The sequence below is a fragment of the Sulfuricurvum sp. genome, from assembly GCF_049277495.1.
Classification (GTDB): domain Bacteria; phylum Campylobacterota; class Campylobacteria; order Campylobacterales; family Sulfurimonadaceae; genus Sulfuricurvum.
Genome location: NZ_JBASYM010000008.1, coordinates 36,290 through 63,064, shown reverse-complemented (window position 1 = coordinate 63,064; position 26,775 = coordinate 36,290). Strand labels below are relative to the sequence as shown.

Below are 26,775 nucleotides of genomic sequence, written 5' to 3'. Positions count from 1 at the left end.
TATTTTCGTTTTAGCCCTATTTTACGGAGCTTTGAGGGGTTTTACTATTTGACTGTGACGAAAATGAGCCAAATAGGTCGAAATTGTGACCCAAATCAATCAATCTGGAATCAATAACAGAGGCATAGTGAGCCAATGTCGTTTGAACGTTTGCGTGTCCCAATATGCCGGATAACTCACTTATGCTCACAATGTTTTCACGGAGCATTGTAGTGGCGAACGTGTGCCGGCATGCATACAATCTTCGATAGCGAATCCCCGTTTTTTCTAACAGAGGGTGCCAGTGCTTAGGCATCTTTCTCGCATCATCATATTCACCGAATAAAAAGATGTTTCCGCTTTTGAGCTTCAACACTTCATCGATTACGAATTGCGGGCACGGGATCTTTCGGATGGAGCTCTTCGTTTTAGGGTGTCGAATCTTTTTGTCGGTTCGTACCCGTTTTATATCGATCCATCCATCTTTCAGATCACCGGCTTGTAACCCGAATATTTCTTCCGGTCGCATCCCGGTATTGAAAGCCAATAGCAGATATGGGCGCATGATGCCCTCTGCATTCTCGATCAAGGTTCGAGTTTCTTCTTTGGTAAAGTAGTCGATCTCTTTTTTCGGTTCCGGTTTTAGCCGGATATTGAGTGCCGGATTCGCATCGATCACCCGATCATCGATCCCCATTTCAAATATCTCGTTAAAGAGTGTTTTGAGTGGAGCTTTTGATCGGTTCATGATTGGAACATTAGCGAGATACTCTTTGACTTCGAACCGTGTTATCGTGTCGATATCTCTATGTCCAAATACTTTATTCGCGATATCCCACTGCGTTTTTTTATTTCGGTAGGATGAATTTCCGCATTTGCGTTTTAAGAAAATCTCATAGTAATATCCGAAGTTTTTCGGTTTCTTTTTATGGATTTCACCTGTAGCAATCATTGACATTAGTTTCGGTATAATCGTAGTCTCACAAAGTTTTCGGTTCTCTTTGGTATCATCGAGGCCCGTTGCTTTTCTCTTACGTTCACCATCCACCATATAGTCAATATACAGCTTTTTACCCCTGGCATATACTTTTGCCATACCTTTGTCCTTTCGGACAGAAACACCATGAAGCGACATTGTAGCACTCCTTAAATGAGTAATCTATCTAAAATATTTTTGAGGTTTTCGGGTTGTGATTTTGCAGTGAGGGCTTCGTGAATTTTTTCGACATCGAAACGGATAGTTTTTCGATCTCCTTCATGTAAGATGATGAAGTGTTCGTTTACCTGCATATCGATTTCTTTGAGCCGTTTTTTCATAGTGTCGGTGTGGAGATCATAATACTGTGCTAGGTGCGGTAATGACATATATTTTTTCATCCCGTTCTCCTAATTTCTTGTAAAATATACTGAGCTTCCAACGCATCGAAGTTTGGTTCATATAACCCACATCCTGAAAAATGGATGTAGGTACAAACATCAAAATCAGGTACATCTTCATGATTACACCCTGAATCAACAAATACAATGCAGGTATGACATGTCTTAGGTGTTTCGAGCTCTTTGATACGCTTTTTCATTTTTTCTATTTGAAATCCTGCTTTATTTAGTGCCGCTTCTATTGCTTCTGACATGCATATTCCTTTGAATGATTTATTGTCTCACAGTGAATCTGTCGGAGTTCGGGATAGTTGGACGGATTTAGTGTTGGGAAGGTAGTAGTTATTTTGTTATATTTATGTTTGAGATGAATAGGGCCATATAGCCCAATTCATTTATTTTTTGAGGTCTGTTGTGGTTAGAATTGGATCTTGTTTTTTGAGAAGTTTTTGTTCCATCATGTTGTATATTTTGGAACGATTCATTCTTAATCTATCCAATGGAGGATAGTGTTTAGTTGCTGGGTTGATATCTTCTAAAAACTCATAAGTTGCTTTGCATACAACTGTATTTCCATTTACTTCTGCCAAAAAAATTACAGTTTGATCTAAAATAGATGGTTCTATATCTTTAAATGTAATCATGTTCTATATCCTTTAGATAGTATTCTTATATCAATTATCCGTATATCTACCGACGATTTCTTTTAGCCGATCTCTAAATGAGTAGATATCCTCCACTTTAGAGATGGCAATCTTTTCATCTTTTTTATCTTCCAGTGGGAATGAGATATATTTTTGTTTTGAATTGAAGTGTAGACGGCAAATCCACTTCCATGTATTATTTTTGTAGAGCACGTTGAAGTATGAAGCATTATCCTTATAGGTTATATCAGCTACTGGACATATTTCTCCGAGAATTGATTTGACGATGTAATATCCTTCAAGTTCTTCTTCTGTGGTTACAATGGCATTTTTATCGTCTTGTTGCTGTTCTTCTTCTGTATTTGAAACTTCTGCTTTAAATCCTGCTTGTAATGAGTTGATCTTATCGGATACAAGTTCATTAACGATATCAGAAAATGCAAGTTTACATAATGCTTTATACTCTTCAAGTACAGATTGAGTCAGCATTTTGTCAGTCATTTTTTTAGCAAAGAATTTGACAAATTCATCGGATGGATCTTTAACTTCTACTTTGAAAATAGATTGCAACTCACTTACATATTTTTTGCGTCCGGCCATGCTCAATATCTGATCGATATTCATTGACTCTTTCGCAAACTGTTCCAAGTCTTTAATATGTTTTTCTTTTAGAGCTTCGAAGTTAATAGTTAAAAACGGTTTAGCATCCATTTTATTGACTATATCAAGATCAGTGAAGAAACGATATTCAATACCATTGGTAAGAATACCGAATTTAGCTTCTGTTACAGTGTAATATCGTAGGAGTTGACTATTATGATTATCAAGGTTTACGGTATGGTGTTTTGCTTCAATTAGAATAATGGGCTTTCCATCACTGAGGATGGCATAATCGACTTTTTCACCTTTTTTATGTCCAATATCAGCTGTGAATTCAGGAACAACTACAGTAGGATCAAATACATCATACCCAAGCGTCTTCAAAAATGGCATGATTAAAGAATGCTTAGTCGCTTCTTCTGTCAAAATATTTGGCTTTAATTTAGCAACTCGTTCAGCAAGCTCTTTAATCTCAGTTTGGAAATCCATATGCAGCCTTTCAATTTATCATAATGAAACGATTATACACATTTGATGTTGAATAGGCAATACTACTGTAATAATTTCTGCTTCTTCGGCTTCGTAAGTTCATACGGTCCGTGGAATTCTTCGTACATACCCATAAGCTCCACATCTTTTTCAAGATTTTCTAGGATTCGTGTCTCTTCAGCCAATGATTTCCGCTGAGCTTCTATCATCGACGCTACGCGCCATTTTACATTTACCCATGCCTGATGTATCTCTTTGATCTTTTCGACGTCTACAAGGTATCCGTTTGACGTTAAGCGATTCACTAGTCGTTTGAGTTCGACGTTCTCACGTTCGAGTTGGAAGATATGAGATTCTAATCCTGCTTTTACTTCAGGCTTGAATGCCGCGCCTTTGTTGAAGTAGTCGTTCAATGCATCGAAACACTCGTTTTTGTACTCGATCAGCTTTTCCCGAACTTCTGGCTTCACCTTATTCGGATTGATGCTGAAAAGCCATCCGTTAAGTTTGGAGAGGGGAATACAAAAAACGTCTTGCATCCCGCCCTTGGTTTGTATTTTTATAAGTTTGCTCTGATAAGTTTCATCAGTTTTTAATCTATTGTGTTGAGGATCAAACTGAATACCAAGATTACTAGTAACTGCTTTTACTGCTACCCACTGAATATCATCTTGAATAATGTCAAGAATGTCACTTTTAAATTCTACTTTTACAATATCCACAATTAACCCCTTAGGTGATACATAGTATCTTTATTTTTGTAATTGTAGTATATTAAGTATTATTTTGTCAAGCGTAGTGTGATATTTTATATTCTTTTTGTTTTGTAAACGGGATACAAGGTATCCCACTTAAGTAGGATACCTTTATTCAAGTAGCTCTTTCAGGGCTTTTTTTAATTTATTAGTATTGAGGAGTTTAAGCTTTAGAGTTAATACTTCTTTATAGAGTTCTATAGCTTTTTGCATGGGTTCGCTAATTGTATTTGTTTGAGCCGCTTTTTTAATTGCTGGTTCACTATATCCTATTAGTTCTCCAAGTTGTTTATATGTCATTCCGAGTTCTTTGCATGTTTGTTTGACGATGTTGTCGTCAATGATATCTTTTATCGTTCCGCCATTTGAACTGGACATATGTGCCATCATATTTAATCGTTCCTCAATATTGTCAGGTGTAAATGGAATATCAACTCCTGGTGCTTTTGCATAGAAACAACCATCTTCTATCAAAATCTCTTTTGTTTCTGTATTGATAGCTAATTGGTCATCTAGGAACATTTCCAATAAATAATTTAGTGAAGTCTGACCAGCTTCTTTAAACGTGGATAGATTGGCTTCATAGAATTCAGATGCAAGATTGATTTTGTATTCAAATTCATCATCTTGTTTATCTTCAAAGTAGTGTGTTAAAGCAGTAACAAGTTTACTTTTATTCTTGATATTGACAAGGTTGCTTATCTGATCTTTGAGTTTAGCTTTGTCTTCTTTGGTCATGATGGGTCCTTCGGTTTTTCTTGGATTTTTTCTTTGTACATTTTTAGATACTCAACTGCAGTTCTCATTGGGAGATCTTCTATAGCATCTAAGTTAATTGATCTCCAATTTTTATAATCCATTGGAGATGAAATAAAAGTATTATTTTTATATTGTGCAAACTGTAATACTGGGAGAATATCTTCAGGCCTAATTTTTGTTGTATTCAAAAAAGCAGTTGCCAAATCATCTGTTGCCCATGTGTTTATACTGCAAAAAAAGCTTGATTTTATTGGTGGCAACCCATCTTCTTTTGTCGAATTTGCAAAAGAAGAGTATAAGCGTAATACATATTTTGAATATTCCAATTGAAAAATATTTTTATGTGATTCCTCTACAATATATGAGCTTACGGTTCTCATATTGATTAAAATATCTGATGCTTGTTTCCATGCAAATACATCATTTTGACGTTTCCCAAGAAGTTTATAAACATCTTCTAAATATCCAAGACATTTTTCTAAATAAAATTTTGAATCTTCTTTTTCATGTTTTTTGATTTCATTTGCTTTTGTTTCAGCAATGTTTTTCAGCACACTTGCGGATGCGATCATGGCTGCAATCATCATTCCTAATGGAGCAAGAGCCATTACTGTTTCTTTTGCTTCAATTGCCTCTTTGGTATTATATATAACAAGAAGAGATATCCCGAATGCTGCAGCTAACCACCAAGTAGCATTTAATAGATTATTCGCATTGGAAGTATTATTTTCAATTGCTGATTTATTGTCAACATAAGCAAGTAGTGGGGATATTGCAAACCCAACCAATATCGCTAATGAAATAAACAGAGTAGGGTGTAAAGGAAAATCAAGCATTTAACTCCTTTCATCATTATTATTTTTTATGTAGTCATTTATTAGCATTTTAAATTCATCATAATCTCTTATCGCAGATTCATTTAGTTGCTGGGGTGACAAGCTCAATTTTGGCATATCGATATGTGTTGAGAAAAATTCATAAAAAAACATGTGAAGCTCTGAGATTTGATATTGTTGTTCATCGGTCAAATATGGCAATACATTTTCAACAAAAATGGAATCAATGAGCTTTTTGACAGATTCACTATTTAATTTTAAATCTCTTCTAATTTCATTAGACATTGCTTCTGTTTCTGTTCCAACCATAGGCATATCCATAGAACCAACCTTACTCTTAAATGAGGACATGGTCATCCATATCGTATGCATAACATTGTATACATACTTCTTTTTACGTATTATTTCTTTTTCACTTTTTGCAATATCGTGAGCCTTTGTTTCAGCAATGTTTTTCATTACACTGGCAGAGGCAATCATAGCTGCTATCATCATGCCTATAGGGGTCAATCCAACTAACACGCTGGTCTCATTTATTAAAAATAAGTAGAAAATACCTATTACATAAAAAAGTGCAAGATACCATGTTGCACTCAATATTATATTGACATGAGATACGTTATCTTCTAAATGCTGTTTACTATTCATATAGATAAACCACGGGGCTAGTATAACTCCTGTTAAGATGCCAAAGACTATAAAAACAGATGTATTACTTACTATTTGCAATGTGGCATCATCCATAGATTTCCTTCACAGAAAAATTCCGGCATAGATAACATAGAACCATGATAGGAACCCATGCAATATAGCCCAAAGAATCGAGTGATTGTGATCGTATGAAATCACGATTGCGAGTGCGGTACCGAATGAAATGATATAAAGTGTATCTTGATCATTTTTCATTCTGTACCTTTTTATAGTTTATTGTGGATATTTTATCTATATATAACGCTATTTTACAGTTATCTATCAACATTTTACTAATAAACATCAATGTTTTATTGATTGAATTAGGATATTGTGAATTTAATCATTTTCTCTTTCCATATTTTGATCCTGGGAAGTTTTCACCGTATCGGCGTTTGGATTTAAATGAACCCCATCCGATAAATGAAAAAATACTGACTAAAAACAAGATTCCAAATATTTGATCTTCCATCTTATGCCGCCTTATAAGAGATCATATTTTTCGCACCAGTCGAGCAATCTCTCGATAGTGGTGTCAATGATGTGCCATGCTTTAAACATTGGGGATCCTTTTGTAGTTCTTCGATGATTCGGATGGCTTGACCTACGCTCAGGCCGTTAAGAGAAGGGAGTATTCTTTCAAACTTCATTTTGTCTCCTTTTTTTAAGCTCTCTACGTGACCCAGTGAACCGCAAAGGGAACCTGTGCCTCGTAGAAAGCTCTTGCGCAAATTGGGCCTTATTTATTCAGCTACAATCATGGGTCGGGTGTCAATTTATCTTTGGGGAAAGGGGGTGATATCATGGCAACAAATACAGGAAAAGACTATCGGATCGGAAGCGTTAAAGATCGAACACAGGCCTACAACCCCCAAAACGATACATATGTTAAAAGAGGACCTGACGGTCGTTTTATGGACGTAAAATCTGATGGTTCACCTTTTAAAGGTGTAGCAAAAGAACCGGACGGGCGTCGCTAATGGTTTAGTGATACCGTTTTATAATCCCAAAGGGCACCTGACCCCAAAATAATGGTTTTTTCCAAGCTGAACCGCTTTGCTATAATGTTAGTTCTCACACAAACAAACTAAAGGGCTTCATGATGGAACTCAATAACGAACAATTCGGATTTGTATTAGCAATGCTAAAGGATATGATGCAGCGTATTTCTTTTGAATCAGCGAAAGCAACACTCGAAGCCGCTGGGCATAAGCTGACAGATGATCAGCTTAATACGCTTGGGCAAACAATAGAGTCAAAGTCTAATGAGGTTTTTGACAAGGTGACTAAAGAGGCTGCTTTAATTGCTTACAGTAAAGCTCATTAGTTTGAGGTGCTGATAGAAGCGCTTTAGCAAGGCGCTTCCATGCTTTTTTGTTTTTGCATTTCATAATATCTCCATTGAGTGTTTTGTAAACCACCTCGAAAGATGATTTATTAAGCACTCGCTTCGTCCCTGACTTCGTTTTACACGGGGACTATCGGAAAGAGGTGATTGCCGTAGCTTCACCACTCGCCGCCTGCTGATCGATCGCACAGCCTCCACACCAACTCGGCGTTTCCTCAGAGATAAATCTCCGTTTTGTAGCTCGTTTTTTAACTCGCTTGAAGAATATTACTAATATAGTAATTAAATGAAGCTTAATAAGTTTCTATTTTAGTAATATTTGATATGATTTGAAATGAAATGAATATTGGCATGAGGTTTAATATATGATTATTGGGTGGTATAATAGAATGAAAAATAACTATTTTGGATGGTTTGATATGAATGATTTACGTATCGATATACGGTTTAAACATGATAAACCTGTAGATTTGGTAGATATGGCGAATTCATTGATCGCTCTGAATAATCTGGCCAGAACACGTATCGCAAAAGAACATGGGTTGCAAGATACCAAGATCATGCTCAAAGGTGTAAAAGAGGGGAGCGATCTATATCAGCTTGTATTTGCATTTGGGTCAGTGCTTCCAATAATGGAAAATTTTAATACTGTTGCATCATTTACCGGATATATAAAAAAGTACATCGAACTCGGCAACGTGACAATCGACGATATCAGCTCAGACAACTCTCTGACACCTGAATCAGCTAAATTAATGACAACCCTGATTAATCCTATCGAGATTGGGAATGATAAATCTTCTATGAGTATCGAAGTAAAAGGTGATAATAATCACGTTAATATTTTCAATATTACGGCTAAAGATGCCGAAGAGATCATTAAAAATGCTGAAGTAGTGCAGCGGATCAAAAGCTCATCCAGTGATGAGAAAACTCAAAATAAGTCACATTATGAAAAAGTGCTGATCAGTATGCATAAAACGACAAATAGTGATAAAGTAGTAAAAGACCGTGCATACTGTGATGATATTGTCAAAGATAAATCGATTGCTACAATCGTCGAAAACATCGAGGATAGAAAAGTAATTTTGAATGATCCGTACAATAATTATTTTTTAGTGGATATTGAAGTGAATAGGGCAGGGGATGATGTGAAGCTCTATCGGGTTACTCGGCTGCATAAAGTGATACCAATTGAATAATTAGAATAGGAGAAAAAATGAATAATCCAGATCCATGGTACAAAATTTTACAATCTGTTGCCACATCATTATCTTTGATATTAATTCCAATCATAATAGCAATAATTGCCAACTCATATCAATCTGAAATGACGCAACAAAAAATTAATAGCGATTATATAGGTATTGCAATAGGGATTTTAAAAGAAGAGCCATCAGCGAAAAATAAAGAAATTCGTACATGGGCTGTTGATATTATCAATCATTATTCTGAAGTAAAAATTGGGCAGAAAGCTCAAAATTCATTAATAAAAGATACAACTTTACAAGTTGGAGATTTACTTTTTTATAGATCAAGTAAAAATGATCCATCCCATATAGCTATATATGCCGGAGATGGCCAGATTATACATGCATCATATAAGAATAATGGCATAAGTCATGAAGATTTAAATAGATCAAAAATTCTAAAACAGATCTATGAATATAATAGGAGATGAAATAAGCTCTATGGGATCATATGTTTAAACAATGTGGTCCAAATAGAGTAGGGTGTAATAATTATAGAACTTTATTATGGCCGCCATATGTATTATCCATGTGGCGGTCTACAGCTAGAGCAGCATTATCACCATATTCTGTCGGGGATAGAAGTCTGTTATTTTCATCAAATACAAAATATATCGATGCTTCTACTCTTGTAACAATCCCGCCATCGCCTTGTTTCAAAGCTACGGCACGTTCCCCATAAATAATATCCATATTATTTTCATGTATTCTTTTGGTTTCAAACTGTTTTGTAGCGATCTCGCCTTTTTCTTCACGTTGAATGCTTTGGGCGATACTATTGATTAAGAAATCAAAGTGTACTTTATCACTCTCATGTAACTGTACAAGTTCAGCTGGTGTCATAGTATGCCCCCTTTGAATAAAGTGTGAAGAATCCCATCCATCTTAGCAGATAGATCGTGAAAGTATACAATACTATCATCTTCCATTAGTATACCGTGATCAAATAGTATTCTAATAGTATCACTTGTCGCATAAGTTGCAGATAATGTATCGAGCGTTTTATCCTCTTGATTGCTCTCTTTTAATACAGCATGGGTATCGCGTACATTTTGAACGATATATTTTAAATCCTGCTCGCTTGCTTTATAGTCTTTATAATAATCAAGTATTGGTAGCAGATATTTATCGTTTCCGATAATTTCTTTATATGTCATTTCTTTTTTCGTATAAAATCTTAGATAGAAAATTTTAGCGACTCCTCTTTCGATAACAACAAGATGTTTTTTGCAGGAATGATTTATCGTTTTTATATTTTTATCACAATAGAATTTCATCTGTTTTCTCCACAAACTATTTTATTAAAATCCGGTAGCCTTCCTGCATGCCTGAATTCGTTATAGTGTAGTAAAAAGCACCGTTTTACTTTTGTACCAGTTTCTATATCAAACTCCAATTCAATATTCATATCAAAATCATTCCCTATGTTTTCAGCTGTTTGAAGAGAAATATATGTGATATTATCAGAAGTATATGTGTCAATAATTACCATATTATTTGAAAGAACAGCAACATTTATTCCATCAACTTCATTGGATGTATTTTTAATATTGATTTCAATGAAATCATCTATACGATTAAACTCAAACTTATCGAGTTTAAATTTTGGGAAGTATTTATCCATAATTAGCAAATCAATCTGTTGCTTCATGCTTGATGCTTGGTCAACTTGTGCGGCAACTGAGCTTTTAAGTTCCTCATGTTGTAATCTCAACATTTCATTATTGATAGATAACTCTTCTCCCTGCTGTTTATACCCAAGGACAAGCCATAAAAAAGCAATAGGTGCAGCAACACCTGAAAGATAATCTCCTATATTATTAAGTGGAATATCTTTGATATCACTCATACTTTTATCATTTAGCCAAAAAAATAATCCTGGTACTAGCAATAGCCAAAGGATTAGCCATGCGAAAGATATGACTTCAGGAGAGCTACTTTTTTTTATTTTTGCGATGCATAGATCAAAATAGTCATTATGATTATTATTTGCAGTAGTTACATTCTCTTCTTCGGTTGTCACATATTCTCTTGTAGATATACCCATTGTGTTACGATCTACCGATCAGCTTCAGACGTGCCGATTTATTGTTAAATTTGAGTTTATTTACCGCTACCACTTTTATGATCTTAAGCTCTGCGGCTTCTTCATCATCCAACCGAATTGTACGTGTTTTAAACGTATCAGATGAGTTATACGGTACGAATTGAGCGATATGGGCATCATTATCAACGACATAGACTTTTACTGCACTCTCCCCGTGGATCATATAGTGAACTAGATCTCCATGTGTCGGCTGAACTCTCGGATCACATACGATCTCATCACCATCTTCGATCTCCGGAGCCATACTATCACCGGATGCAATAACACAGTAGAGATCAGGGTGAAAGAAGTCGCCCCGATAGTAGCAGGTACGTCCAGCGTCTTGGAAAGATGATCCGATTGCTTCTCCACATGATGTTTCTCCAATAACCGGTACAGTCATAACTGGCTTTAGACTATCATCAAGTAGTGATCCTCTCGGTTTTCCAAAAAAATCTTCTATCGCTACCAAGTATTCAGTTTGTATTTTATATGCGGGGTCATTAACCCATTTATTTACTGCAACGGTGGTTGTATTTAAAAATTTGGCGAGTTTGGTTTGAGTTCCTCTACCACCATCTTCTACCCATTGCTTCAATCTATCTTCTGGTTTCATCATAAATTACCTAAACGATTTTATTACTAATATAGTAACTGTTATTAATTACTAAATTAGAAATATTTTAAGCTTTAAATTATTTCTATAATAGTAATATTGTCTCATGAAAACTATTGAAAACAAGTCAAACATTGAAATAGCTACAGAAATTGGGCTGCATCCTGCTGAAATTAGCCTTGCTCTTAACGGTAAAAGGCTTTTAAATCGAAATAAACTCATCAAGATTGATAAAGCAGGATATGACATTAAACCCTTTGTGTTTGGTAAATCATATGTAAGTATGACAGATGAAACCGTGCACGTTCAAGAAGAATCCGAAAATCAATTACACCAAAAGGAGAGTGCGTGAAACATAATGCCGTATTAGATGAAATCTTCGGGGGTGATCCGCTCCCGTTTCGTACCGTTTATGAATCGGCTCAATTGGTCGTTCGTGATTGGATGGATGCAAATAACTGCAAGATCGGGAAAGTTGCTGAACTGCTCGGAACGACGGATGGGCATTTATACAGCGTACTCGATCCGAAGCAGACGCATAAACCGCTATCCGTTGACCGTGTTATTGAACTGACTGCTCTCACCGGAGATCACCGTATCATCGATGCAATCCGAGAAGCGTCAAAAGTATCGGATGGAGATCGAGAATATAGCGTAACCGAAATCATGATGGCAACGCTCAAAATCCAAGCGCATACCGGATCGCTTAGCGAGACTCTTTTTGATGCTGTTTCAGACGGTGAAGTCGATGAAAAAGAGCGTGAGCGTATCCGACGTATGGCGATGGATGAGATTAGTGCGCTTTATACGATCATCGGTTTAACGAAGTAGGGGGATGAGATGGCGACGATAACCTTTAAACCAAACTCAACACCGTATACGCTTCATGTGCATTTTATGAGTGGCGGATCGTTGACTTATGACGAAGCATACGCAAAAGGGATTCGTCATCTTACCCAGCGGATATCCGACCTGAAAGCCAAGTTCGAGGATGCGAATGCACTAAGTCCTCTGATGGTGATCTATGAGCCGAATGATCGAGGCGGAACTCATGCACGATATTTCTATCGTGACACCGGATGCGAGTATCAGCATCGAGAGGGCGCGAAAGCGTATTAGGTTATGTCATGCAAGTCCAATTCAACCGCATTGATAAGTATCAGCTGCGTCAGTTCGATATCGCTTTCACCTGCATAATGCGCTTATCCAGCGTATACGATCACAAAAGAGAGATTGATATGTTTTCCATACGCTCAGGGGATGAAGCATTACCTAGTGTTTATGGGAGGCTTATCGCTACGTTGGGCGGGTTAGGCAATGTCGTGGCTAAGTTCTGCCCGCTTTATCGTAAAGAGGCCACTGAGTGGCTTATACGGTGGTGCTATGACAATAAGGTTCCACCTCACGCATTTGCATTGCCAGGCACGCTCGGAATAGGGCAAAAAAGAGCATATACGGTTCACTATGAAGTTAAAGATAAGGATGTTGCATGAGCATAAAACTGATTCAACAGGCGTGGGAATCGGATCTAAAAGGTAATGATTTGTTGGTTTTGATAGCACTTGCCGACAATGCATCTGATGAAGGGTATTGCTGGCCGTCGTGGAAATCGATTATTTCAAAAACAAAAGTATCAAGAGGAACACTTTCGAGCGTTTTAAACCGATTGGAAGAGGGTGGATATATTGCTAGAGAATCACGAAAAAGAGATTCAGGAAGTGATGCATCAAATGGATATTTCATTCTCCAAAACAAGCAGAGTTCAAGATTTGAACACCATCAAAATAATGGGCGGAGTTCAGAAATTGAACACCATAGCGAAGAGGGGCGGAGTTCAGAAATTGAACTGGGCGGAGTTCAGAATTTGAACCCCCAAAGTTCAGAATCTGAACACCTATATGAACCGTCATGTAACCGTCAGTTAGAACCGTCATTTAAGACCCCTATATCCCCCGTTGAAAAAAGCGACACAAATCGATACTCAGAAATTATCTCATATCTGAACGAACAGACCGGATCAAACTATCGTGTATCCACTCCGAAAACCAAACAACTCATCGATGCTCGGATGAAAGAGGGATTCAGTGTCGATGATTTTAAAACGGTGATCGATAAGAAAACAGCAGTGTGGAAGAACGATACGAAGATGGTCGGGTTCTTGAGACCTGAGACGTTATTTGGGACTAAATTCGAGGGGTATCTAAACGAACATGTCAGCATGGTTCGTGCAATGGCAGCGAGTGGTTCGATCAGCGACACGACGGCGCACAATATCCAAGTAGCTCAACGATGGGAGCCGAAACATGCTTAACCCCGATTTATTCAGAGCACACATAACCATGCTCGGTGAAATGTATGACCGCAAAGTGAGTGAAGCATTGTTCGATGGGTATTGGATGGTGCTCTGTGATATGAGCGACGATGAGTTTGTAGGATCAATCAAGGCGATCCTATCAGGTCGGAAGTTTGCATCGTTCCCGAAGCCTGCTGAGATCCTCGACTTTGCCAAGCCTGACATTGAATCAATAGCGACACTCGCGTGGGGTGACGTTGAGCGTGCGATCTATAAAGCTGGTAAGTATGCATCCCTAACTTTCCAAGATCCAGTCGTTAACTCTGTAATCGATGCGCTCGGTGGTTGGGTATGGCTATGTTCTCAGGATGTAAGCGAAATGAAATGGGTACGCAAAGAGTTCCCGAAATTGTATGGAATACATTCAAAGCTCGAAACACACCCGACGCACTTGATCGGGTTATCTGAGCGTGAGAATGGATACACAAAAGAGATAGCCCAAGTCCGTGCCTCGTATGTGCTTCAAACTCATATCACAGTACCGGCACTCAACCCATCTCCTGCACGATCAGTGAATGAGATGATGATCGGATTATCAAAGCAAGTGAGGGTGTCATGAACGAAAATAGAATGATCGATATCGTGGAAAGAATTAAAGATGTGATTAGTCACGACTATCCAGACAAGAAGATCAAAGACAAACATGTTGCCTTTGTTTTAGAGATGAGACCTGATTGTCTTAAGAGTATAAAGTCTCGCGGGTTGATTCCATATGAGACAGTGATGATGTTCTGTATCAAGCGTCGAGTAAGCGCCAACTGGATGTTGTTCGGTATTGGAAGTATGAGGTTGGATGATGCCGTCAAAAGTTTGTAATCAAGCGGGGTGTCATGTATTGGTTCCAATGAGTGAACGATACTGTGAAGCACATCGCCGTGATATGATCAAGCATAAAAACGAAGTGTACGATCATAACCATCGCAATCGAGAACATGATCGGTTCTATCACTCGAAAGAATGGAAGTCAGTACGCGATCAGGTGATGAAAGATCACGGAGGATTGTGTGTGCAGTGTGACATGATGGGGATTGTGAATAAGGCTGACGTAGTGGACCATATCATCCCTATCGAAGTAGATTATACAAAACGTCTCGATATTACCAACCTCCAACCACTTTGCCATCAACATCACGCGGTAAAAACTGCCGATGATCTCAGACGAAACCGCAGGGGGTAGGGGGGTGAAATCTCTACAGACCGACCGGCGCTACACCGCCCGTTCTCTCATCTTTTTACAAAAACTGAATCTCAGGGGGTAGGGTTTGGCAACTAGAACTATTGATTGGGATAACATCAAAATAGACTGGCTCGGTAGGAAGTTTGCCTCTGTAAGCGCACTCGCTTCACACTATGGATTGAGCCGTCAAGCGATCTCAAAAAAAGCCAAAAAAGAAGAATGGGGCGATTTCGTGCCTCTATCGAAAAAAGCTCCAGTTGCAACTACGCCAGACAGTGTAACCGACCCACACGATAAGATTTTAGGGCCAATAGCCATGCGGAAGATTGAAGAGCTGAAAAAGGAACTTGGTGAAAATTACAGCCACGTCGATGAGCCTCTGATTGTATGTTATGCAAAGGCATACGAGCGATACATTGACTTGGAAGTACAGATGTCAACTCAGAATGTTGTATCCACGAGTACCAAGGGGGGAAAATATCTTAACCCTCTTTTCAATGCGATTCAAATGACTCAGAAAACACTTGTCACGATAGGTGGACAACTTGGGCTTTCGATTTATAGCCGTAAAAAAATGGGGATTAAACTCGGCGAAGAGACAGAGAAGGGCGGGGGATTGTTTGATTTTGCCGATGACATTAACAAACTGGTCGGGACGGTAAATGCTTAAAAAGCCGTATTACGAGAAGACATTCGACAGACATGAACGTGATTTGGCTGATGTCGCATCCGGTAAGCGCGATGATATCCGTTTCGTCAAAGAGCTAGGGCTTGCCTATGTTGTTATCATCGAGCGGCTTCACCATTTCGAGGGGGAGCTTGCAGGGCAAAAAATCGTTTTAGAGGATTGGCAGCGCAGAGCATTGACGATCTGTTTCGGTTGGCAGCGGAAGCGGTTAGGTGCTGATGGTAAACCGATGATGCGCGACGGTAACCCTGTATGGGTTCGCCGGTTTAATACTGCACTTTGGTATCTCGCTCGTAAAAACGGGAAATCGATCTTGGCCTCCGGTGTGGCTCTCGCAGAATCGATACTCACAGTCGAAAAAGGGAATCAAATCGTAACATTCGCAACCAAACGGGACCAGGCAAAAATCGTATGGAGCGGATGCGAGAAAATGATCGGGTATAACAAAGATTTGAGAGATAATGCCTCGGTAGCATACTCTACGATCACCGTCAATAAAACCGATACGACGATACGGCCGCTTGGGCGTGACAGCAAAACAGAGGACGGTCTTAATATTGGGTTCGGGGTAGGTGACGAGATCCACGCTCACCCTGATAGATCACTCATTGAGGTCGTTCAATCATCTCAGGGGTCAAGGGTTCAGCCGATGATGTTCTATATCACTACCGCTGGGTTTAACCTGGCATCGCCCGGATATGATGAATACGAGTATGCCAAAAAGGTGATGGACGGTGTTATCGATGACGATGGGTATTTTGCATTCATCGCAGAGCTCGATAAAGACGATGATCCGTTCGATGAGTCGGTATGGTACAAAGCAAACCCGAATCTCGGGATATCAAAGACGTATGATCATATGAGGAATATGGCTAATAGTGCCAAAGAGCGACCGAGTGCGCTGAACAACTTCCTCGTCAAAGAGTTGAACCGATGGGTTAACGCAGTCGAGAACTTCATCCCATTCGCAAAATGGAAAGAGTGTGCCGCTCCGGAAACCGATGTAAGTGAAGCATATGGGATACTTTTAGGCGTTGACCTGTCACGTACTGACGATTTCACCGCAAAAGCAAAGACGTATCTACTCCCAAATGGCAAAAAGCACATAAAAACGCACTTTTATATCCCTGCAGACACTGTAAAAGAGCGCGAAAGAGAGCTTAGAGCACCGCTTACCACATGGATTTTACAAGGATTCATCACTGCAACACCAGGGAATACGATCGATTTGGAATACATCGAGCGCGATATACTCAATGATATTGAGCAAAACGGGGTAAATGAAATATGTTATGACCCGTATCGTGCGGCCACTTTGGTCTCAAATATCGAAAAAAATATCGGATTTGAGGGGTGTGTACAGATCCGGCAGGGATTTTTGACTATTTCGGAGCCTACATCAAATTTTAAAGACGATATCAAAAAGGGGACCGTAACACACGATGGTAATCCGGTAATGAACTGGATGGTATCGAATCTCACCGTACTCACCGATGCAAGCGGGAATATCAAACCCGATAAATCGCACCAAACGCGCAAAATTGATGGATGTGCGGCCGTGATCAATACGTATGCTCGTGCTATCGTTTTTGAACCACCTGAAATCAGCGTGTATGAAAGCCGTGGATTGAGGAGTTTGTGATGTAAAGAAAAAAGCACCCTTAAATTTTTACAGTTTCGATAAAATAACACTATTAAAGGAAAACATGATGAGTAATAAAATTTATAAAGGTATCAAAACTAATGAGATTAAGCCTACCGTTACATGCAACGGTGAGCTGTTAGACCCGCATTATGAGATCGAAGGTAAGAGTTGGCCCGGAACATTCGAATGGGGGTACGGCGGAGGCGGACCGCGTAGATTGGCAATCGCTATTTTGTTTGATGCAACAGGCAATGAAAACACGGCTATCAATTATGCTCAACCATTTGTCGAAGATGTTATTTCAAAGTTAGGCAATGAATGGGAACTTTCCGATTTTGATGTCATGCTATGGCATGATAATCGTACTATGAATATCGTCAAAAGAGTATGCAAAGAGCTTGGGATCACCCAAAAGGAGCTTGGTGATATGCTTGATGTGCAACAGAGTACATTATCTGGATGGGCTACAAATAAAATTCCAAAGATGGCCCAATTAGCTTTAGAACTTTTGCTTGAAAATAAATCATTAAAATCTGACATAGAAATCATCAAGAAAGCCCATGAAATCCTGCATCGTTAATGTGCCCAAATTATGGGCACATCTATTTTTAGAAAAATATAGTTAAATTTGTTCGTAAAATAGATATAAAGTATTGACAATAATCTAAAATATGAATAAAATGTCCTCGTTAATTCGTAAATACGAATTTTTTAATACGGGGAGAACTATGAAATCCATCACCTTCCAAAATATTAATCTCAATGTTGTCGAATCGACAGAACACACTTTTCTGATGTCGTCACGTGATGTGGCTGCTGGATATGGTATTGAAGAAAAAACGATTCGTAACCATAAACGAATACAATCAGACGAACTAATCGAGGGTAAGCACTTCATCATGACCCGAACAGCGAATAATGCTGCGAAAACCATGTGGACGCTCGAAGGGGTTCATATGCTTGGGTTCTTCATCAAGAGTGAACGGGCAAAAGAGTTCCGTAAATGGACGGCAAAACTGCTTACTGAAATTCGGAAGGGTAATGCAACTGTTATCGGACAAGAGCAGTATGATTTATTGCAAGATACCGTATTTCGTCAAAATGCACAAATTGTACAGCTCAATAAAGAACTTGATAACAGATCTAAACGACTACCAGTTAAGCCAACCGATGAAAATCTAAAACGGGTACTGATCAGAGTACATGACGGATATCACCGCATACTTACTACATGCAGTCCCCTAGATATGATCGACGAACTGCGAAGAATGACGAATCTATTTCAGTGTATCGGAAGTATCAAGAAGAATGGAAATAATCTCAACACCGATACCGTTGCGGGGCATTTGTATTGGATATAAATTAAAAAAGTCTATAAAAAAACTTATTTAGGGTTCTCTGTTCTAACTATCAATTTCCATTTGATATGACCTTGGATAGCTAGATGTTGATGATGATTCTGTGGAGGGAATGGATCACCTTTATTTGATGCAATTTCATCTCCACATCCTAAACATTTGTAGATTCCAGATATTGGAACCTTTGTCCCTGGGCTATATGTGTTTTGCCACCATTCTTTTGTGCCTTCAACTTTACGTATATTAGAAGAATCTGTGTATGCTGCCATTTTGTATCCTTAATTTTTAATATTAATGATTATAGGCATTAAAAAAATATAATGCAAATTGTCAGTTTAGAATATTATTGGAACTTAATTTGCATATAGGTCAGTTAACAGTTACTGTCGTAGTAGTCAATAGCTGTTATAAAAGTTTAAGGGGATTTCCCCTAATATGTTTACGTTAAAAATTTCCTGAAAGGTGGGTGTTTGAATATGCACATCATCGTACAAGGTGAAGGCGGTATCTAACCGCTTTCTTATTCAGTTTCAAGCTTTGAGGCTTTTGGATTCAAAAGCCTCCATTTCTCTCCAGTATAGAATATATTGTCTATATCGATTCCTTCAATCTCTCTACCTGCTTGTTTAATTACAGGAAGATACTTATGACTATTATGCCTTTGTTTATCTACTTTTGAAGTGAATTCAAAAATACCATATATCGGTTCTATGTTTAAACCATCATAAGTATTGTTTCTATCAAATTCTCTTGGTACTGTAATACAAACAAAAAATTCAAATGATTGGAAGCGTTTTAATTTTGGATATTTGATATAGTAATCCAATCTTTTTTCTGTTTTCTTTATGATGTCGGCAACAAATTTAGATCCTCTATAGTGCCCATCAATCAAAGATGCAACGATAAGGTGCTCTTTGAATCTATTTTCTTTTACATTATGATCAAGTTTTTCATAAACTTGTTGGTATTGGCTCATATCAACTTTTCTTTTGCCGTCTTTTTCTTCTTCGTCATTGTCACTGATATAGTATTTTTCAGTATAAAATGTACCATTATCAAGCATAGTAATCGAGTATCTGGTAAAAGTTATTAACGTTCCATCTTGCAATATTGTATGATCAGTATTCCTTTTATTTACGACAAAGTTTTGTGACTTATTTTTTTTGATGTAATACTCTTTTACCCAATAGAGTGTATTCATTGATGTAGCACATGTTTCTTGTGGATGTGCTGCACATTTTACGATACCTTTTATCGTTTTCCATACTAACATTAATGGAATATGGATATCCGCCAATTTATTTCCTTTTTTTATTTTAATTATAGCACTTGTGACGGCACTTCCATATTAGAAAACAAAAAATCAATATCCGTAACTTTTTTTTCTGCTTGTTTACAGTTTATATTTCAAGTGGAATAAAAAAAAGTTTTCTACCAAAAAGGTTGTTAATCCGCAACCTTTTTGAGGGTGTGATTTTTTTCATGTTTTAATAGCGACATGGAAAAAGTTACACCAATCATATTTGTTTATCTCTTATCTCTAACTCTCATTATGGGGTTCGCGTTTGGGGTATATCTCGTATTTACGCTCACTGCATCGAGCGTATTTGGTGTGGCGTGGATCGTACACTCTCTTTTGATGGTGTGGCAGGTATTTGGTTCATTTAGTGAGGTCAATAAATGAACCTCATAAGAGCACTTTCACAGCGTGAAACATCGACGCTATCCTCTCCGAAACGTTGGCTTTTGGATATGTTCGGCGGGAATATCACTACATCAGGGGTAAACGTTACAAGCGAACGGGCTATTGCTCATACTGCCGTGTATGATTGTGTCAATGTCCTCTCTCAATCAATCGCTTCTTTGCCGTTTTCTGTCTATAAACGAGAGGTTTTAAAAGATAAATCCCTCAATAACAAAGCATTCAACCATCCGTTATACCAAATTTTACATGATGAGCCTAACAATGAAATGACATCGTACACTTGGCGTGTTGTAGTAATGGTTCATTTGGCACTTCGCGGGAACCACTTCTCTCAGATCATCCGAAACAATGCCGGTAAGGTAACGGGGATCTATCCTCTTAACCCCGATAAAATGCAGATCGTTCGTCTAGAAAACAAAGAGCTTCGATATATATATCAATCGGATAATTACGGTCAAGTGCCACTCTACCCAAACGAGGTTCTTCATTTTATCGGTATGACTATGGATGGTATTATCGGAATGAGCCCAATCGAGTATAACCGACATGCGATAGGTATGTCGATCGCGATGGAAGAATTCGGAGGGACGTATTTCAAAAACGGAGCCAATGGTGGAGGAATACTACATACTGATAAATCACTAAGTAATGATGCATTCAACCGAATTAAAAAAGATTGGGATTCAAAAATAGGACTTGTAAACGCTAATAAACCGATCATTTTAGAAGAGGGATTGAAGTGGGAAAAATTGGCGATCAGTAATGAAGATAGCCAATTTCTACAATCTCGTAAGTTCCAAAAATCTGAAATAGCATCAATCTATCGAATCCCACCACATATGATTAATGAAATGGACAAAGCGACATTCTCAAATATCGAGCACCAATCCATCCAGTTTGTAACTGATGCAATTCGTCCGTGGGCGGTAAATATCGAGCAGGAGTGCAGACGAAAACTCTTGTCTAATAGTGAAAAAAGTGATCACTACGTGAAGTTTAATCTCGCTGCGCTTTTACGCGGTGATACTACCTCACGATATACCGCGTATGGTATGGCGATAAAAGATGGGTGGTTAGTACGTAATGAGGCACGTGAGATGGAGGATTTAAACCCTCTTGATGGGTTAGATGAACCGCTCTATCCACTCAATATGGCAAAGGAGGGCAACAATGCCGCGAAGTAAAAAAGAAATTATTGCCCGTATGAATGAGATCGGGGTGGTCCATCGTTCGTGCGGGTTGGGTGTGTGTCCAAGAGCCAAAACCGATCCGGCACAGATCGATACCGAAAAACGGATGATTCCATTTATCCTTGTAAGCCGTGATAACGCAGGCGAACGGTATGACTGGTGGAATGACGAAGTGTATATCGAAGAACTCGATCCAAACGGGGCGAGACTCGAAGAGCTGATGACTTTTTTCAAAGATCATGCCCCAAGTGTAGACACGGCAATAGGTCGTATCGATAACAAGCGTGTCGAAGATGGGATGATCAAATCGGATGTTTATTTCGGTACCGATGAAGATGCCTCAAAAGTGTTTCAAAAATACCGTGATCAGGTTCTCACCGATGTGAGCATCGGATATTACGTCCATGACGTCACAATCACTTCACGCCAAGGAGAGCCTGATCACGTACTCGTTACCGATTACACGATTGTCGAACTCTCTGCGGTTTGGAAGGGGTTTGATCGGGGGGCGACTATCGGGCGTTCATTCGGTGGGAAACGCGGTGAAGCGGAAACGCTTTTAAACACGGACGTACTCCGTAGAAAACTTAATCTTAAACAAAAGGGGATAAACCTATGAATCTTGTACAACTGCGTGCCTTTTTGGCAGAACTTGACGGAAAAATGCGTGCAATGTTGGATGCTAATCCAAGCGGACTGAATGAAGCTCAAGCAAAAGAGTATGATGAACTTGAAAAAAGTTTTGATGAAACACAGCGAAAAATTGAAGATGCCGTTTCTCGAGCTGAAAAAGCTGAAAAACGTCAGTCGTTTTTGCAATCTGAGCAACGTGCTCCTTTGGTCGGCGGTAGTCCGGCAGGTACTCAATCAAGCACCAATGATAAAGCCGAAACTTATCGTGCTGCGTTTTGGACTGCACAAAGTCGTAAACCATTGGATGAAGCACAAACTCGTGCGCTCAATGAGGGGACAGCCGATAAAGGCGGGTATCTCGTTCCAACTACATTCGCAGAAACGATCATCACTAAACTCGGTGAAAAATCACCAATGCGTGCTATTGCAACTGTAAGTATCTCTACATCAACCGAAAACATTCCGGTAGAGGGAGATGATGGAGCGAACGGTTGGATCGATGAAACGGGCGCATATCCTGAATCTGATCCTACTATCGGTCAAGTAATTATGAAAGCGTACAAAACAGGGCGCATCATTAAAGTCACTGAAGAGCTATTGCAAGATAGTTTTTCAAGCATCGAAGCGTACATCGCGATGAAGTTCACAAAATCTACTACCAAAGCGGAAGAGGCTGCATTCGTCAGCGGTGATGGCATCGGTAAACCGACAGGATTCCTTGTAGATGCTCAAATCGGTAAAACAGCCGCTTCGGCTACTGCATTTACTGCAGACGAGATTATCGATCTTTGGGGATCACTCGATGAAGACTATGCGGCGGAAGCGACATGGAAAATGAATCGTAACACTCTCGTAAAACTTATGAAGCTCAAAGATAGCAATGGAGATTATCTGGTTAATAAAGGGCTAAACGGGGCTCCGTCAACATTGCTCGCACGTCCTATCGTGTTGAACAAAAATATGCCTGATATTGCCGCCGGTACAACTCCAATTTCATTTGGTGATATGAGCTACTACTTCATCAAAGACCGTAAATCTATGTCTATGAAGCGTATGGATGAGCTGTATGCTACTACCGGACATGTCGGGTTCCGTATCGATAAGCGTGTTGATGGGAAACTGGTACTTCCTGAAGCGGTAAAAGTTCTAAAAATGGCTGCGGTATAAGGGTAAATTATGAAAATTAACCTAAAACTTCTCACCGGACGATCCGGTGATGATGGCAGTTATTCCCCAGGTGATAAGATTAATCTTCCTATCAAAGAGGCAATCGCTTTGGTTAACTCAGATCAGGCCGTACCGACCAATAAAAAAGAGTATGAAAAAGCTTTAGCTATGATCGATCAAACCAATCGTGAAAATGCTGAAAAAGAGGCTCAGGTTACAGCTATCCTCGAAAAAGAAGCTTTAGTACTAGATCTGATGGATTTATATCGTCAGGTAGCTCGAAAAGCGGCTCAGATCGAAGGTATTGTTATTACCGATGAAGAGGTTGAAGCATTTGTCGAAAAATCGATGAACGGTGAAGACCCTGCAGTGGATGATAATTTTCCCGCGGGAAAACAAAAAGATGAAAACAGTTTGGAAAACGGTACTGAAAAACCAAAAGATGAAAGCGGTACAGAAAACAGTACCGGTACATCAGAGGAATAACCAATGGGCTTAGTTCTCAAAACAGCTCCGCTGACTGCTCCGGTGACGGTTGAGGAAGCAAAAGCGCATCTCAATATTTTGTCTGCAGAAGATGACTTACTGATCGAATTTTTGATCGGTGTCGCTACGGAGCAGGCCGAAGAGATCACCAACCGTCAGCTCATGCGTGCAACGTATGAAATGACAATGGAGATTTTGCCAGATCGTTTTGAGATTAAAAAGCCACCGCTTAATGCTGTGGAGAAAATCGAGTATATCCCGGATGGGATGAGCAGTTATGCACTTCTTGACCCATCCGCGTATATGGTAGATACTACAGTAGAACCCGGAGTTATTATCCGTCGTAATGACGCTACCTATCCGTCGATTAGTTGGATGGTGAATGCTGTCCGGGTGACATTTATAGCGGGGTATGCAGATGCTGCATCCGTTCCAAAGTCGATCAAACAATGGATGCTGATCCGTATTGCAACACTGTTCGAACATCGTGAGGAGATTGTAGTCGGGGTATCGGTTACGCCAATACAAAACAACTACAACGATTATCTCATCAGTAAATATCGGGTAATTTCGTTATGAGATCAGGGAGTATGCGCCACAAAATCGAGTTTGTCACTATCGGTGAGATTCGTGGTGCTATGGGCGGTGTTTCAGAGGGTGAAACGCATTTTGGTTATGCTCGGGCTGAAATCAAGCCGATCAGCGGAGGGGAACGCTTTATGAGCAATCAACTCTTCGCTGAGGCAACGTCTCAGATTCGATGCCGATTCGTAGCGGGGATCACGCGAAAGCATAAGATCAAATTCGGAACACGGACGTTCGATATCCTCGATGTACAGAACAAAGAGGAAAAGAGTGTCGAGTTGTTTATTGTGGCAAAGGAGATTTTATGAGTGGGGAAATCAAAGGGCTTGAAGAATTGATCAAAAACCTCACTGATCTGCCGGATAAGCTCGAAAAAAAGGTCATCCGTCGCTCTGTACGTAAGGGGGCGAATATCATCAAGACTAAAGCACAGGGTTATGTGCCAGTACGTGAAGGTAAATTAAAAAAATCGATCAAAGTTAGTGGTGTAAAAGCAAAGCCCGGAGTGATCGCTTTTAAAATACGACCAACTGGAAATAAAAAAAGGGGAGTCAGCGTTTTTTATGACCGTTTTGTGGAGAATGGAACGTCAAAAATGGCAGCACAACCATATATGAGACCTGCATACGATGAAGCAGGAGAAGATGTTCTTAATGCTGTGATTGATGATATTAAATTACAACTCCCTGAGGTAATGAAATGATCGCCATCGGTCTTTTTGACATCCTCAAAACCATCCCTCAGGTAGGCGATAGAGTATTCCCACTCGTAGCACCTCAGGGGACTGACGCACCATATATCACGTTTCAACGGATCAGCTCTCTCGACACGGGTACGATGGATGGAACCGAAAGCCTCGATATGGGTCGGTTCCAAATCAAGGTCTTCGCAAAAACGTATGAAGAGTCTGTTTTTATTGCTCTATCTGATGATGACAATACCAAATCAGTCAAAACAGTTATGAGTGGATACGGAAATAAGGTTATGAGTATGGATGATTATGAGCCTGATGCCAAACTCTTCGTTCAACAGATAGATTACATCCTCTCTGATGATGTGGTCGGAGCGGTTTAAAAGTCAAGTGGAATCTAAAAAAGTTTTCTACCAAAAAGGTTGTTAATTCGCAACCTTTTGAGGGTGTGGTTTTAGATTGGCATAGAATATAAAATTATTAAAATAGGAGACTCAAATGTCAAAGGCAAAGAACTCACTTGGTGCCAAAGTATATATTGAAACGGCAACACCTGATACATATCAGTTAGTCGGAGAATTAACGGATATCCCAGGTGTTCTTGGGGACAAAGTCGGAAAAATCGACGTTACTAGCTTCGATTCTGATGCATATAAAGAGTTCATCAGTGACGGGCTTAAAGATGCTCCGGAATTCTCATTCAAGTGTAACTATGTTGCAGATGATGCAGGTCAAATGCGTGTTTTTACACTCGGTGGGACAAATGCAAATACGAAAATCAAGATCGAGTTTAACGATCAAATCACACCGGCAACAGGTAATCCTACAAGCATTATCCGCTCCGGATATGTTTCTGGTATTCCTAATATTGTTCCTGGGAAAAGCGCTCAACTCGTTTTTGAATTCCCGTTCCAAGCAAGCGGCGCACCTACTGTAGTATTGGCGGCATAAGATGGCACTAAATAAAGATGCGATCATCAATGCAAGTGATATCAAAATGGCTACGATCAACGTCCCTGAGTGGGGCGGTGAAGTAAGTGTAAAACGTCCATCAATCCGTGAGCGTGATGCTCTAGGGGTATATTCAAGAAAGTTTTTAAAAGTCAAACCTGCTAAAGAGGGTGAAGAACTAAAAACTGAAATGATTAAAGGTGAAGAGGCTGAAAAAGCATTCGCTGATTTCCGTTTGCATACAGTCGGATTCGCACTTTGTGATGAAAAAGGTAATCGTCTATTTAATGATGATGAGATCGAAACCGCTCTCGGTAAAAAATCACCTGATATTATCGACCGAATTTTCAATGAATTGGGAAACGTTTTCAAAGACGCGGCGTAACCGAAGAGAGAAAATTTCGATTCCGTCTCGCATTGAAACTCGGGATGACCGTCGAACGTCTTGAAAATGAGATGAGTGCTAATGAATTGGATGATTGGATGGAATTCTATCATATGGAACCATTCGGCAATGAAGAAAAAATGAATGATATTCGGCATGGAGTTCTATGCTCAACGGCTGTCAATATGGTCGGTTCAAAAGTATCTCCGTCTGATTTTTTAATGTATCAACATGAAAGTAAGCAAAAAGTCAAAGTAGAAGAAATGAGTGAAGAGCAGATAAAAGCTGCTCAATCGGCAATATTTTTGATGTTAACTACAAAATAGGATACG

The 26,775-nt window shown here is 39.2% G+C and carries 44 protein-coding genes; 27 read left to right on the top strand and 17 right to left on the bottom strand.

What is annotated here, in order from left to right; genetic code table 11:
* Positions 1-16: 16 nt before the first annotated feature.
* The 11 genes from WAO38_RS01725 to WAO38_RS01675 form a co-directional block, all read right to left on the bottom strand.
* Positions 17-1,114, bottom strand: coding sequence for a tyrosine-type recombinase/integrase (locus WAO38_RS01725; protein WP_422233743.1), 1,098 nt, complete (start codon positions 1,112-1,114; stop codon positions 17-19).
* Between the two features lie 11 nt (positions 1,115-1,125).
* Positions 1,126-1,356, bottom strand: a complete 231-nt coding sequence (locus WAO38_RS01720) for a hypothetical protein (RefSeq protein ID WP_422233741.1) — start codon at positions 1,354-1,356, stop codon at positions 1,126-1,128.
* Complete coding sequence (locus WAO38_RS01715) at positions 1,353-1,610, bottom strand: hypothetical protein (protein ID WP_422233739.1); 258 nt, start codon at positions 1,608-1,610, stop codon at positions 1,353-1,355. Before WAO38_RS01715 ends, WAO38_RS01720 begins: the two co-directional genes overlap by 4 nt.
* Before the next feature lie 141 nt (positions 1,611-1,751).
* A complete protein-coding gene (locus tag WAO38_RS01710; RefSeq protein WP_422233737.1) occupies positions 1,752-2,000 on the bottom strand; it encodes a DUF1488 family protein in 249 nt (82 codons plus the stop codon).
* 30 nt (positions 2,001-2,030) lie between these two features.
* Positions 2,031-3,089, bottom strand: a complete 1,059-nt coding sequence (locus tag WAO38_RS01705) for a type I restriction endonuclease (RefSeq protein WP_422233735.1) — start codon at positions 3,087-3,089, stop codon at positions 2,031-2,033.
* Between the two features lie 62 nt (positions 3,090-3,151).
* Positions 3,152-3,811 carry a phage antirepressor N-terminal domain-containing protein gene (locus WAO38_RS01700; protein WP_422233733.1) on the bottom strand — a complete coding sequence of 220 codons (660 nt, stop codon included), beginning with the start codon at positions 3,809-3,811 and terminating at the stop codon, positions 3,152-3,154.
* A 144-nt stretch (positions 3,812-3,955) separates the two neighbouring features.
* Positions 3,956-4,582 carry a hypothetical protein gene (locus WAO38_RS01695; protein ID WP_422233731.1) on the bottom strand — a complete coding sequence of 209 codons (627 nt, stop codon included), beginning with the start codon at positions 4,580-4,582 and terminating at the stop codon, positions 3,956-3,958.
* Positions 4,579-5,439 (bottom strand): hypothetical protein, encoded by an 861-nt coding sequence (locus WAO38_RS01690; RefSeq protein ID WP_422233730.1) that lies wholly within the window; start codon positions 5,437-5,439, stop codon positions 4,579-4,581. Before WAO38_RS01690 ends, WAO38_RS01695 begins: the two co-directional genes overlap by 4 nt.
* Positions 5,440-6,183: a hypothetical protein gene (locus tag WAO38_RS01685; protein WP_422233728.1), complete on the bottom strand. Its 744-nt coding sequence runs from the start codon at positions 6,181-6,183 to the stop codon at positions 5,440-5,442.
* Positions 6,184-6,192: 9 nt separating this feature from the next.
* Positions 6,193-6,345: a hypothetical protein gene (locus tag WAO38_RS01680; RefSeq protein WP_422233726.1), complete on the bottom strand. Its 153-nt coding sequence runs from the start codon at positions 6,343-6,345 to the stop codon at positions 6,193-6,195.
* Positions 6,346-6,602: 257 nt separating this feature from the next.
* Positions 6,603-6,779, bottom strand: coding sequence for a hypothetical protein (locus tag WAO38_RS01675; RefSeq protein ID WP_422233724.1), 177 nt, complete (start codon positions 6,777-6,779; stop codon positions 6,603-6,605).
* A gap of 153 nt (positions 6,780-6,932) precedes the next feature.
* Here WAO38_RS01675 and WAO38_RS01670 point away from each other — a divergent pair, with 153 nt between their 5' ends.
* The 4 genes from WAO38_RS01670 (at position 6,933) to WAO38_RS01655 (ending at position 9,158) form a co-directional block, all read left to right on the top strand.
* On the top strand, positions 6,933-7,109 hold the full coding sequence (locus WAO38_RS01670) for a hypothetical protein (RefSeq protein ID WP_422233722.1): 177 nt from the start codon (positions 6,933-6,935) through the stop codon (positions 7,107-7,109).
* A 119-nt stretch (positions 7,110-7,228) separates the two neighbouring features.
* Positions 7,229-7,456: a hypothetical protein gene (locus WAO38_RS01665; RefSeq protein ID WP_422233720.1), complete on the top strand. Its 228-nt coding sequence runs from the start codon at positions 7,229-7,231 to the stop codon at positions 7,454-7,456.
* A gap of 410 nt (positions 7,457-7,866) precedes the next feature.
* Positions 7,867-8,679: a hypothetical protein gene (locus WAO38_RS01660; protein WP_422233718.1), complete on the top strand. Its 813-nt coding sequence runs from the start codon at positions 7,867-7,869 to the stop codon at positions 8,677-8,679.
* 17 nt (positions 8,680-8,696) lie between these two features.
* Positions 8,697-9,158: an NlpC/P60 family protein gene (locus tag WAO38_RS01655; protein WP_422233716.1), complete on the top strand. Its 462-nt coding sequence runs from the start codon at positions 8,697-8,699 to the stop codon at positions 9,156-9,158.
* 61 nt (positions 9,159-9,219) lie between these two features.
* On the opposite strand, the gene WAO38_RS01650 is transcribed toward WAO38_RS01655, so the two are convergent.
* Genes WAO38_RS01650 through WAO38_RS01635 form a run of 4 tightly spaced genes read right to left on the bottom strand, consistent with a single transcriptional unit; the run spans position 9,220 to position 11,216 of the window.
* The gene (locus WAO38_RS01650; protein ID WP_422233714.1) at positions 9,220-9,570 is read right to left on the bottom strand and encodes a hypothetical protein; all 351 of its coding nucleotides are present in this window, start codon (positions 9,568-9,570) and stop codon (positions 9,220-9,222) included.
* On the bottom strand, positions 9,567-10,004 hold the full coding sequence (locus WAO38_RS01645) for a hypothetical protein (RefSeq protein ID WP_422233712.1): 438 nt from the start codon (positions 10,002-10,004) through the stop codon (positions 9,567-9,569). Before WAO38_RS01645 ends, WAO38_RS01650 begins: the two co-directional genes overlap by 4 nt.
* Positions 10,001-10,750: a hypothetical protein gene (locus WAO38_RS01640; RefSeq protein WP_422233710.1), complete on the bottom strand. Its 750-nt coding sequence runs from the start codon at positions 10,748-10,750 to the stop codon at positions 10,001-10,003. The genes WAO38_RS01645 and WAO38_RS01640 overlap by 4 nt, the downstream gene beginning before the upstream one ends.
* A 28-nt stretch (positions 10,751-10,778) precedes the next feature.
* Positions 10,779-11,216 carry a S24 family peptidase gene (locus WAO38_RS01635; RefSeq protein ID WP_422233709.1) on the bottom strand — a complete coding sequence of 146 codons (438 nt, stop codon included), beginning with the start codon at positions 11,214-11,216 and terminating at the stop codon, positions 10,779-10,781.
* Positions 11,217-11,535: 319 nt separating this feature from the next.
* Between WAO38_RS01635 and WAO38_RS01630 the strand changes: the two genes are divergently transcribed.
* From WAO38_RS01630 to WAO38_RS01575, 12 genes are all read left to right on the top strand, one after another.
* A complete protein-coding gene (locus WAO38_RS01630) occupies positions 11,536-11,781 on the top strand; it encodes a hypothetical protein (RefSeq protein WP_422233707.1) in 246 nt (81 codons plus the stop codon).
* A complete protein-coding gene (locus WAO38_RS01625; protein ID WP_422233705.1) occupies positions 11,778-12,260 on the top strand; it encodes a phage regulatory CII family protein in 483 nt (160 codons plus the stop codon). The genes WAO38_RS01630 and WAO38_RS01625 overlap by 4 nt, the downstream gene beginning before the upstream one ends.
* A 9-nt stretch (positions 12,261-12,269) precedes the next feature.
* Positions 12,270-12,548, top strand: coding sequence for a hypothetical protein (locus WAO38_RS01620; protein WP_422233703.1), 279 nt, complete (start codon positions 12,270-12,272; stop codon positions 12,546-12,548).
* A gap of 8 nt (positions 12,549-12,556) precedes the next feature.
* The gene (locus WAO38_RS01615) at positions 12,557-12,922 is read left to right on the top strand and encodes a hypothetical protein (protein ID WP_422233701.1); all 366 of its coding nucleotides are present in this window, start codon (positions 12,557-12,559) and stop codon (positions 12,920-12,922) included.
* Positions 12,919-13,740, top strand: coding sequence for a conserved phage C-terminal domain-containing protein (locus tag WAO38_RS01610; protein ID WP_422233699.1), 822 nt, complete (start codon positions 12,919-12,921; stop codon positions 13,738-13,740). Before WAO38_RS01615 ends, WAO38_RS01610 begins: the two co-directional genes overlap by 4 nt.
* Positions 13,733-14,341: a DUF6475 domain-containing protein gene (locus WAO38_RS01605; protein ID WP_422233697.1), complete on the top strand. Its 609-nt coding sequence runs from the start codon at positions 13,733-13,735 to the stop codon at positions 14,339-14,341. The genes WAO38_RS01610 and WAO38_RS01605 overlap by 8 nt, the downstream gene beginning before the upstream one ends.
* Positions 14,342-14,352: 11 nt before the next feature.
* Complete coding sequence (locus tag WAO38_RS01600; RefSeq protein WP_422233695.1) at positions 14,353-14,598, top strand: hypothetical protein; 246 nt, start codon at positions 14,353-14,355, stop codon at positions 14,596-14,598.
* Positions 14,579-14,959: an HNH endonuclease gene (locus WAO38_RS01595; protein ID WP_422233693.1), complete on the top strand. Its 381-nt coding sequence runs from the start codon at positions 14,579-14,581 to the stop codon at positions 14,957-14,959. Before WAO38_RS01600 ends, WAO38_RS01595 begins: the two co-directional genes overlap by 20 nt.
* An 85-nt stretch (positions 14,960-15,044) precedes the next feature.
* Positions 15,045-15,629, top strand: a complete 585-nt coding sequence (locus WAO38_RS01590; RefSeq protein ID WP_422233691.1) for a P27 family phage terminase small subunit — start codon at positions 15,045-15,047, stop codon at positions 15,627-15,629.
* Entirely contained in the window at positions 15,622-17,289 is a 1,668-nt protein-coding gene (locus WAO38_RS01585; protein ID WP_422233689.1) for a terminase large subunit, read from the top strand. Before WAO38_RS01590 ends, WAO38_RS01585 begins: the two co-directional genes overlap by 8 nt.
* A gap of 67 nt (positions 17,290-17,356) precedes the next feature.
* Entirely contained in the window at positions 17,357-17,872 is a 516-nt protein-coding gene (locus tag WAO38_RS01580) for a DUF6166 domain-containing protein (protein WP_422233687.1), read from the top strand.
* A 148-nt stretch (positions 17,873-18,020) separates the two neighbouring features.
* Positions 18,021-18,653 (top strand): hypothetical protein, encoded by a 633-nt coding sequence (locus WAO38_RS01575; protein WP_422233685.1) that lies wholly within the window; start codon positions 18,021-18,023, stop codon positions 18,651-18,653.
* A 23-nt stretch (positions 18,654-18,676) separates the two neighbouring features.
* Here WAO38_RS01575 and WAO38_RS01570 read toward each other — a convergent pair whose 3' ends face one another.
* Complete coding sequence (locus WAO38_RS01570) at positions 18,677-18,919, bottom strand: hypothetical protein (RefSeq protein WP_422233684.1); 243 nt, start codon at positions 18,917-18,919, stop codon at positions 18,677-18,679.
* Positions 18,920-19,170: 251 nt separating this feature from the next.
* Positions 19,171-19,947, bottom strand: a complete 777-nt coding sequence (locus WAO38_RS01565) for a hypothetical protein (RefSeq protein WP_422233682.1) — start codon at positions 19,945-19,947, stop codon at positions 19,171-19,173.
* A gap of 383 nt (positions 19,948-20,330) precedes the next feature.
* On the opposite strand from WAO38_RS01565, the gene WAO38_RS01560 reads away from it, so the two are divergent.
* The 11 genes from WAO38_RS01560 (at position 20,331) to WAO38_RS01510 (ending at position 26,769) form a co-directional block, all read left to right on the top strand.
* Entirely contained in the window at positions 20,331-21,539 is a 1,209-nt protein-coding gene (locus WAO38_RS01560; RefSeq protein WP_422233680.1) for a phage portal protein, read from the top strand.
* The gene (locus WAO38_RS01555) at positions 21,526-22,164 is read left to right on the top strand and encodes a peptidase (RefSeq protein ID WP_422233678.1); all 639 of its coding nucleotides are present in this window, start codon (positions 21,526-21,528) and stop codon (positions 22,162-22,164) included. Before WAO38_RS01560 ends, WAO38_RS01555 begins: the two co-directional genes overlap by 14 nt.
* On the top strand, positions 22,161-23,345 hold the full coding sequence (locus WAO38_RS01550) for a phage major capsid protein (RefSeq protein ID WP_422233676.1): 1,185 nt from the start codon (positions 22,161-22,163) through the stop codon (positions 23,343-23,345). Before WAO38_RS01555 ends, WAO38_RS01550 begins: the two co-directional genes overlap by 4 nt.
* A 9-nt stretch (positions 23,346-23,354) precedes the next feature.
* Positions 23,355-23,831 carry a hypothetical protein gene (locus tag WAO38_RS01545; RefSeq protein WP_422233674.1) on the top strand — a complete coding sequence of 159 codons (477 nt, stop codon included), beginning with the start codon at positions 23,355-23,357 and terminating at the stop codon, positions 23,829-23,831.
* A 3-nt stretch (positions 23,832-23,834) separates the two neighbouring features.
* Entirely contained in the window at positions 23,835-24,410 is a 576-nt protein-coding gene (locus WAO38_RS01540) for a head-tail connector protein (RefSeq protein ID WP_422233673.1), read from the top strand.
* An 11-nt stretch (positions 24,411-24,421) separates the two neighbouring features.
* Positions 24,422-24,724 (top strand): head-tail adaptor protein, encoded by a 303-nt coding sequence (locus tag WAO38_RS01535; RefSeq protein ID WP_422233671.1) that lies wholly within the window; start codon positions 24,422-24,424, stop codon positions 24,722-24,724.
* Positions 24,721-25,119 (top strand): HK97-gp10 family putative phage morphogenesis protein, encoded by a 399-nt coding sequence (locus WAO38_RS01530; protein ID WP_422233669.1) that lies wholly within the window; start codon positions 24,721-24,723, stop codon positions 25,117-25,119. Before WAO38_RS01535 ends, WAO38_RS01530 begins: the two co-directional genes overlap by 4 nt.
* A complete protein-coding gene (gene gp17, locus WAO38_RS01525; RefSeq protein ID WP_422233667.1) occupies positions 25,116-25,490 on the top strand; it encodes a tail completion protein gp17 in 375 nt (124 codons plus the stop codon). Before WAO38_RS01530 ends, gp17 begins: the two co-directional genes overlap by 4 nt.
* Positions 25,491-25,605: 115 nt before the next feature.
* A complete protein-coding gene (locus WAO38_RS01520) occupies positions 25,606-26,058 on the top strand; it encodes a hypothetical protein (RefSeq protein ID WP_422233665.1) in 453 nt (150 codons plus the stop codon).
* A gap of 1 nt (position 26,059) precedes the next feature.
* Positions 26,060-26,443, top strand: coding sequence for a hypothetical protein (locus WAO38_RS01515; protein ID WP_422233663.1), 384 nt, complete (start codon positions 26,060-26,062; stop codon positions 26,441-26,443).
* A 44-nt stretch (positions 26,444-26,487) separates the two neighbouring features.
* On the top strand, positions 26,488-26,769 hold the full coding sequence (locus WAO38_RS01510; protein ID WP_422233661.1) for a phage tail assembly protein T: 282 nt from the start codon (positions 26,488-26,490) through the stop codon (positions 26,767-26,769).
* Positions 26,770-26,775 lie beyond the last annotated feature (6 nt).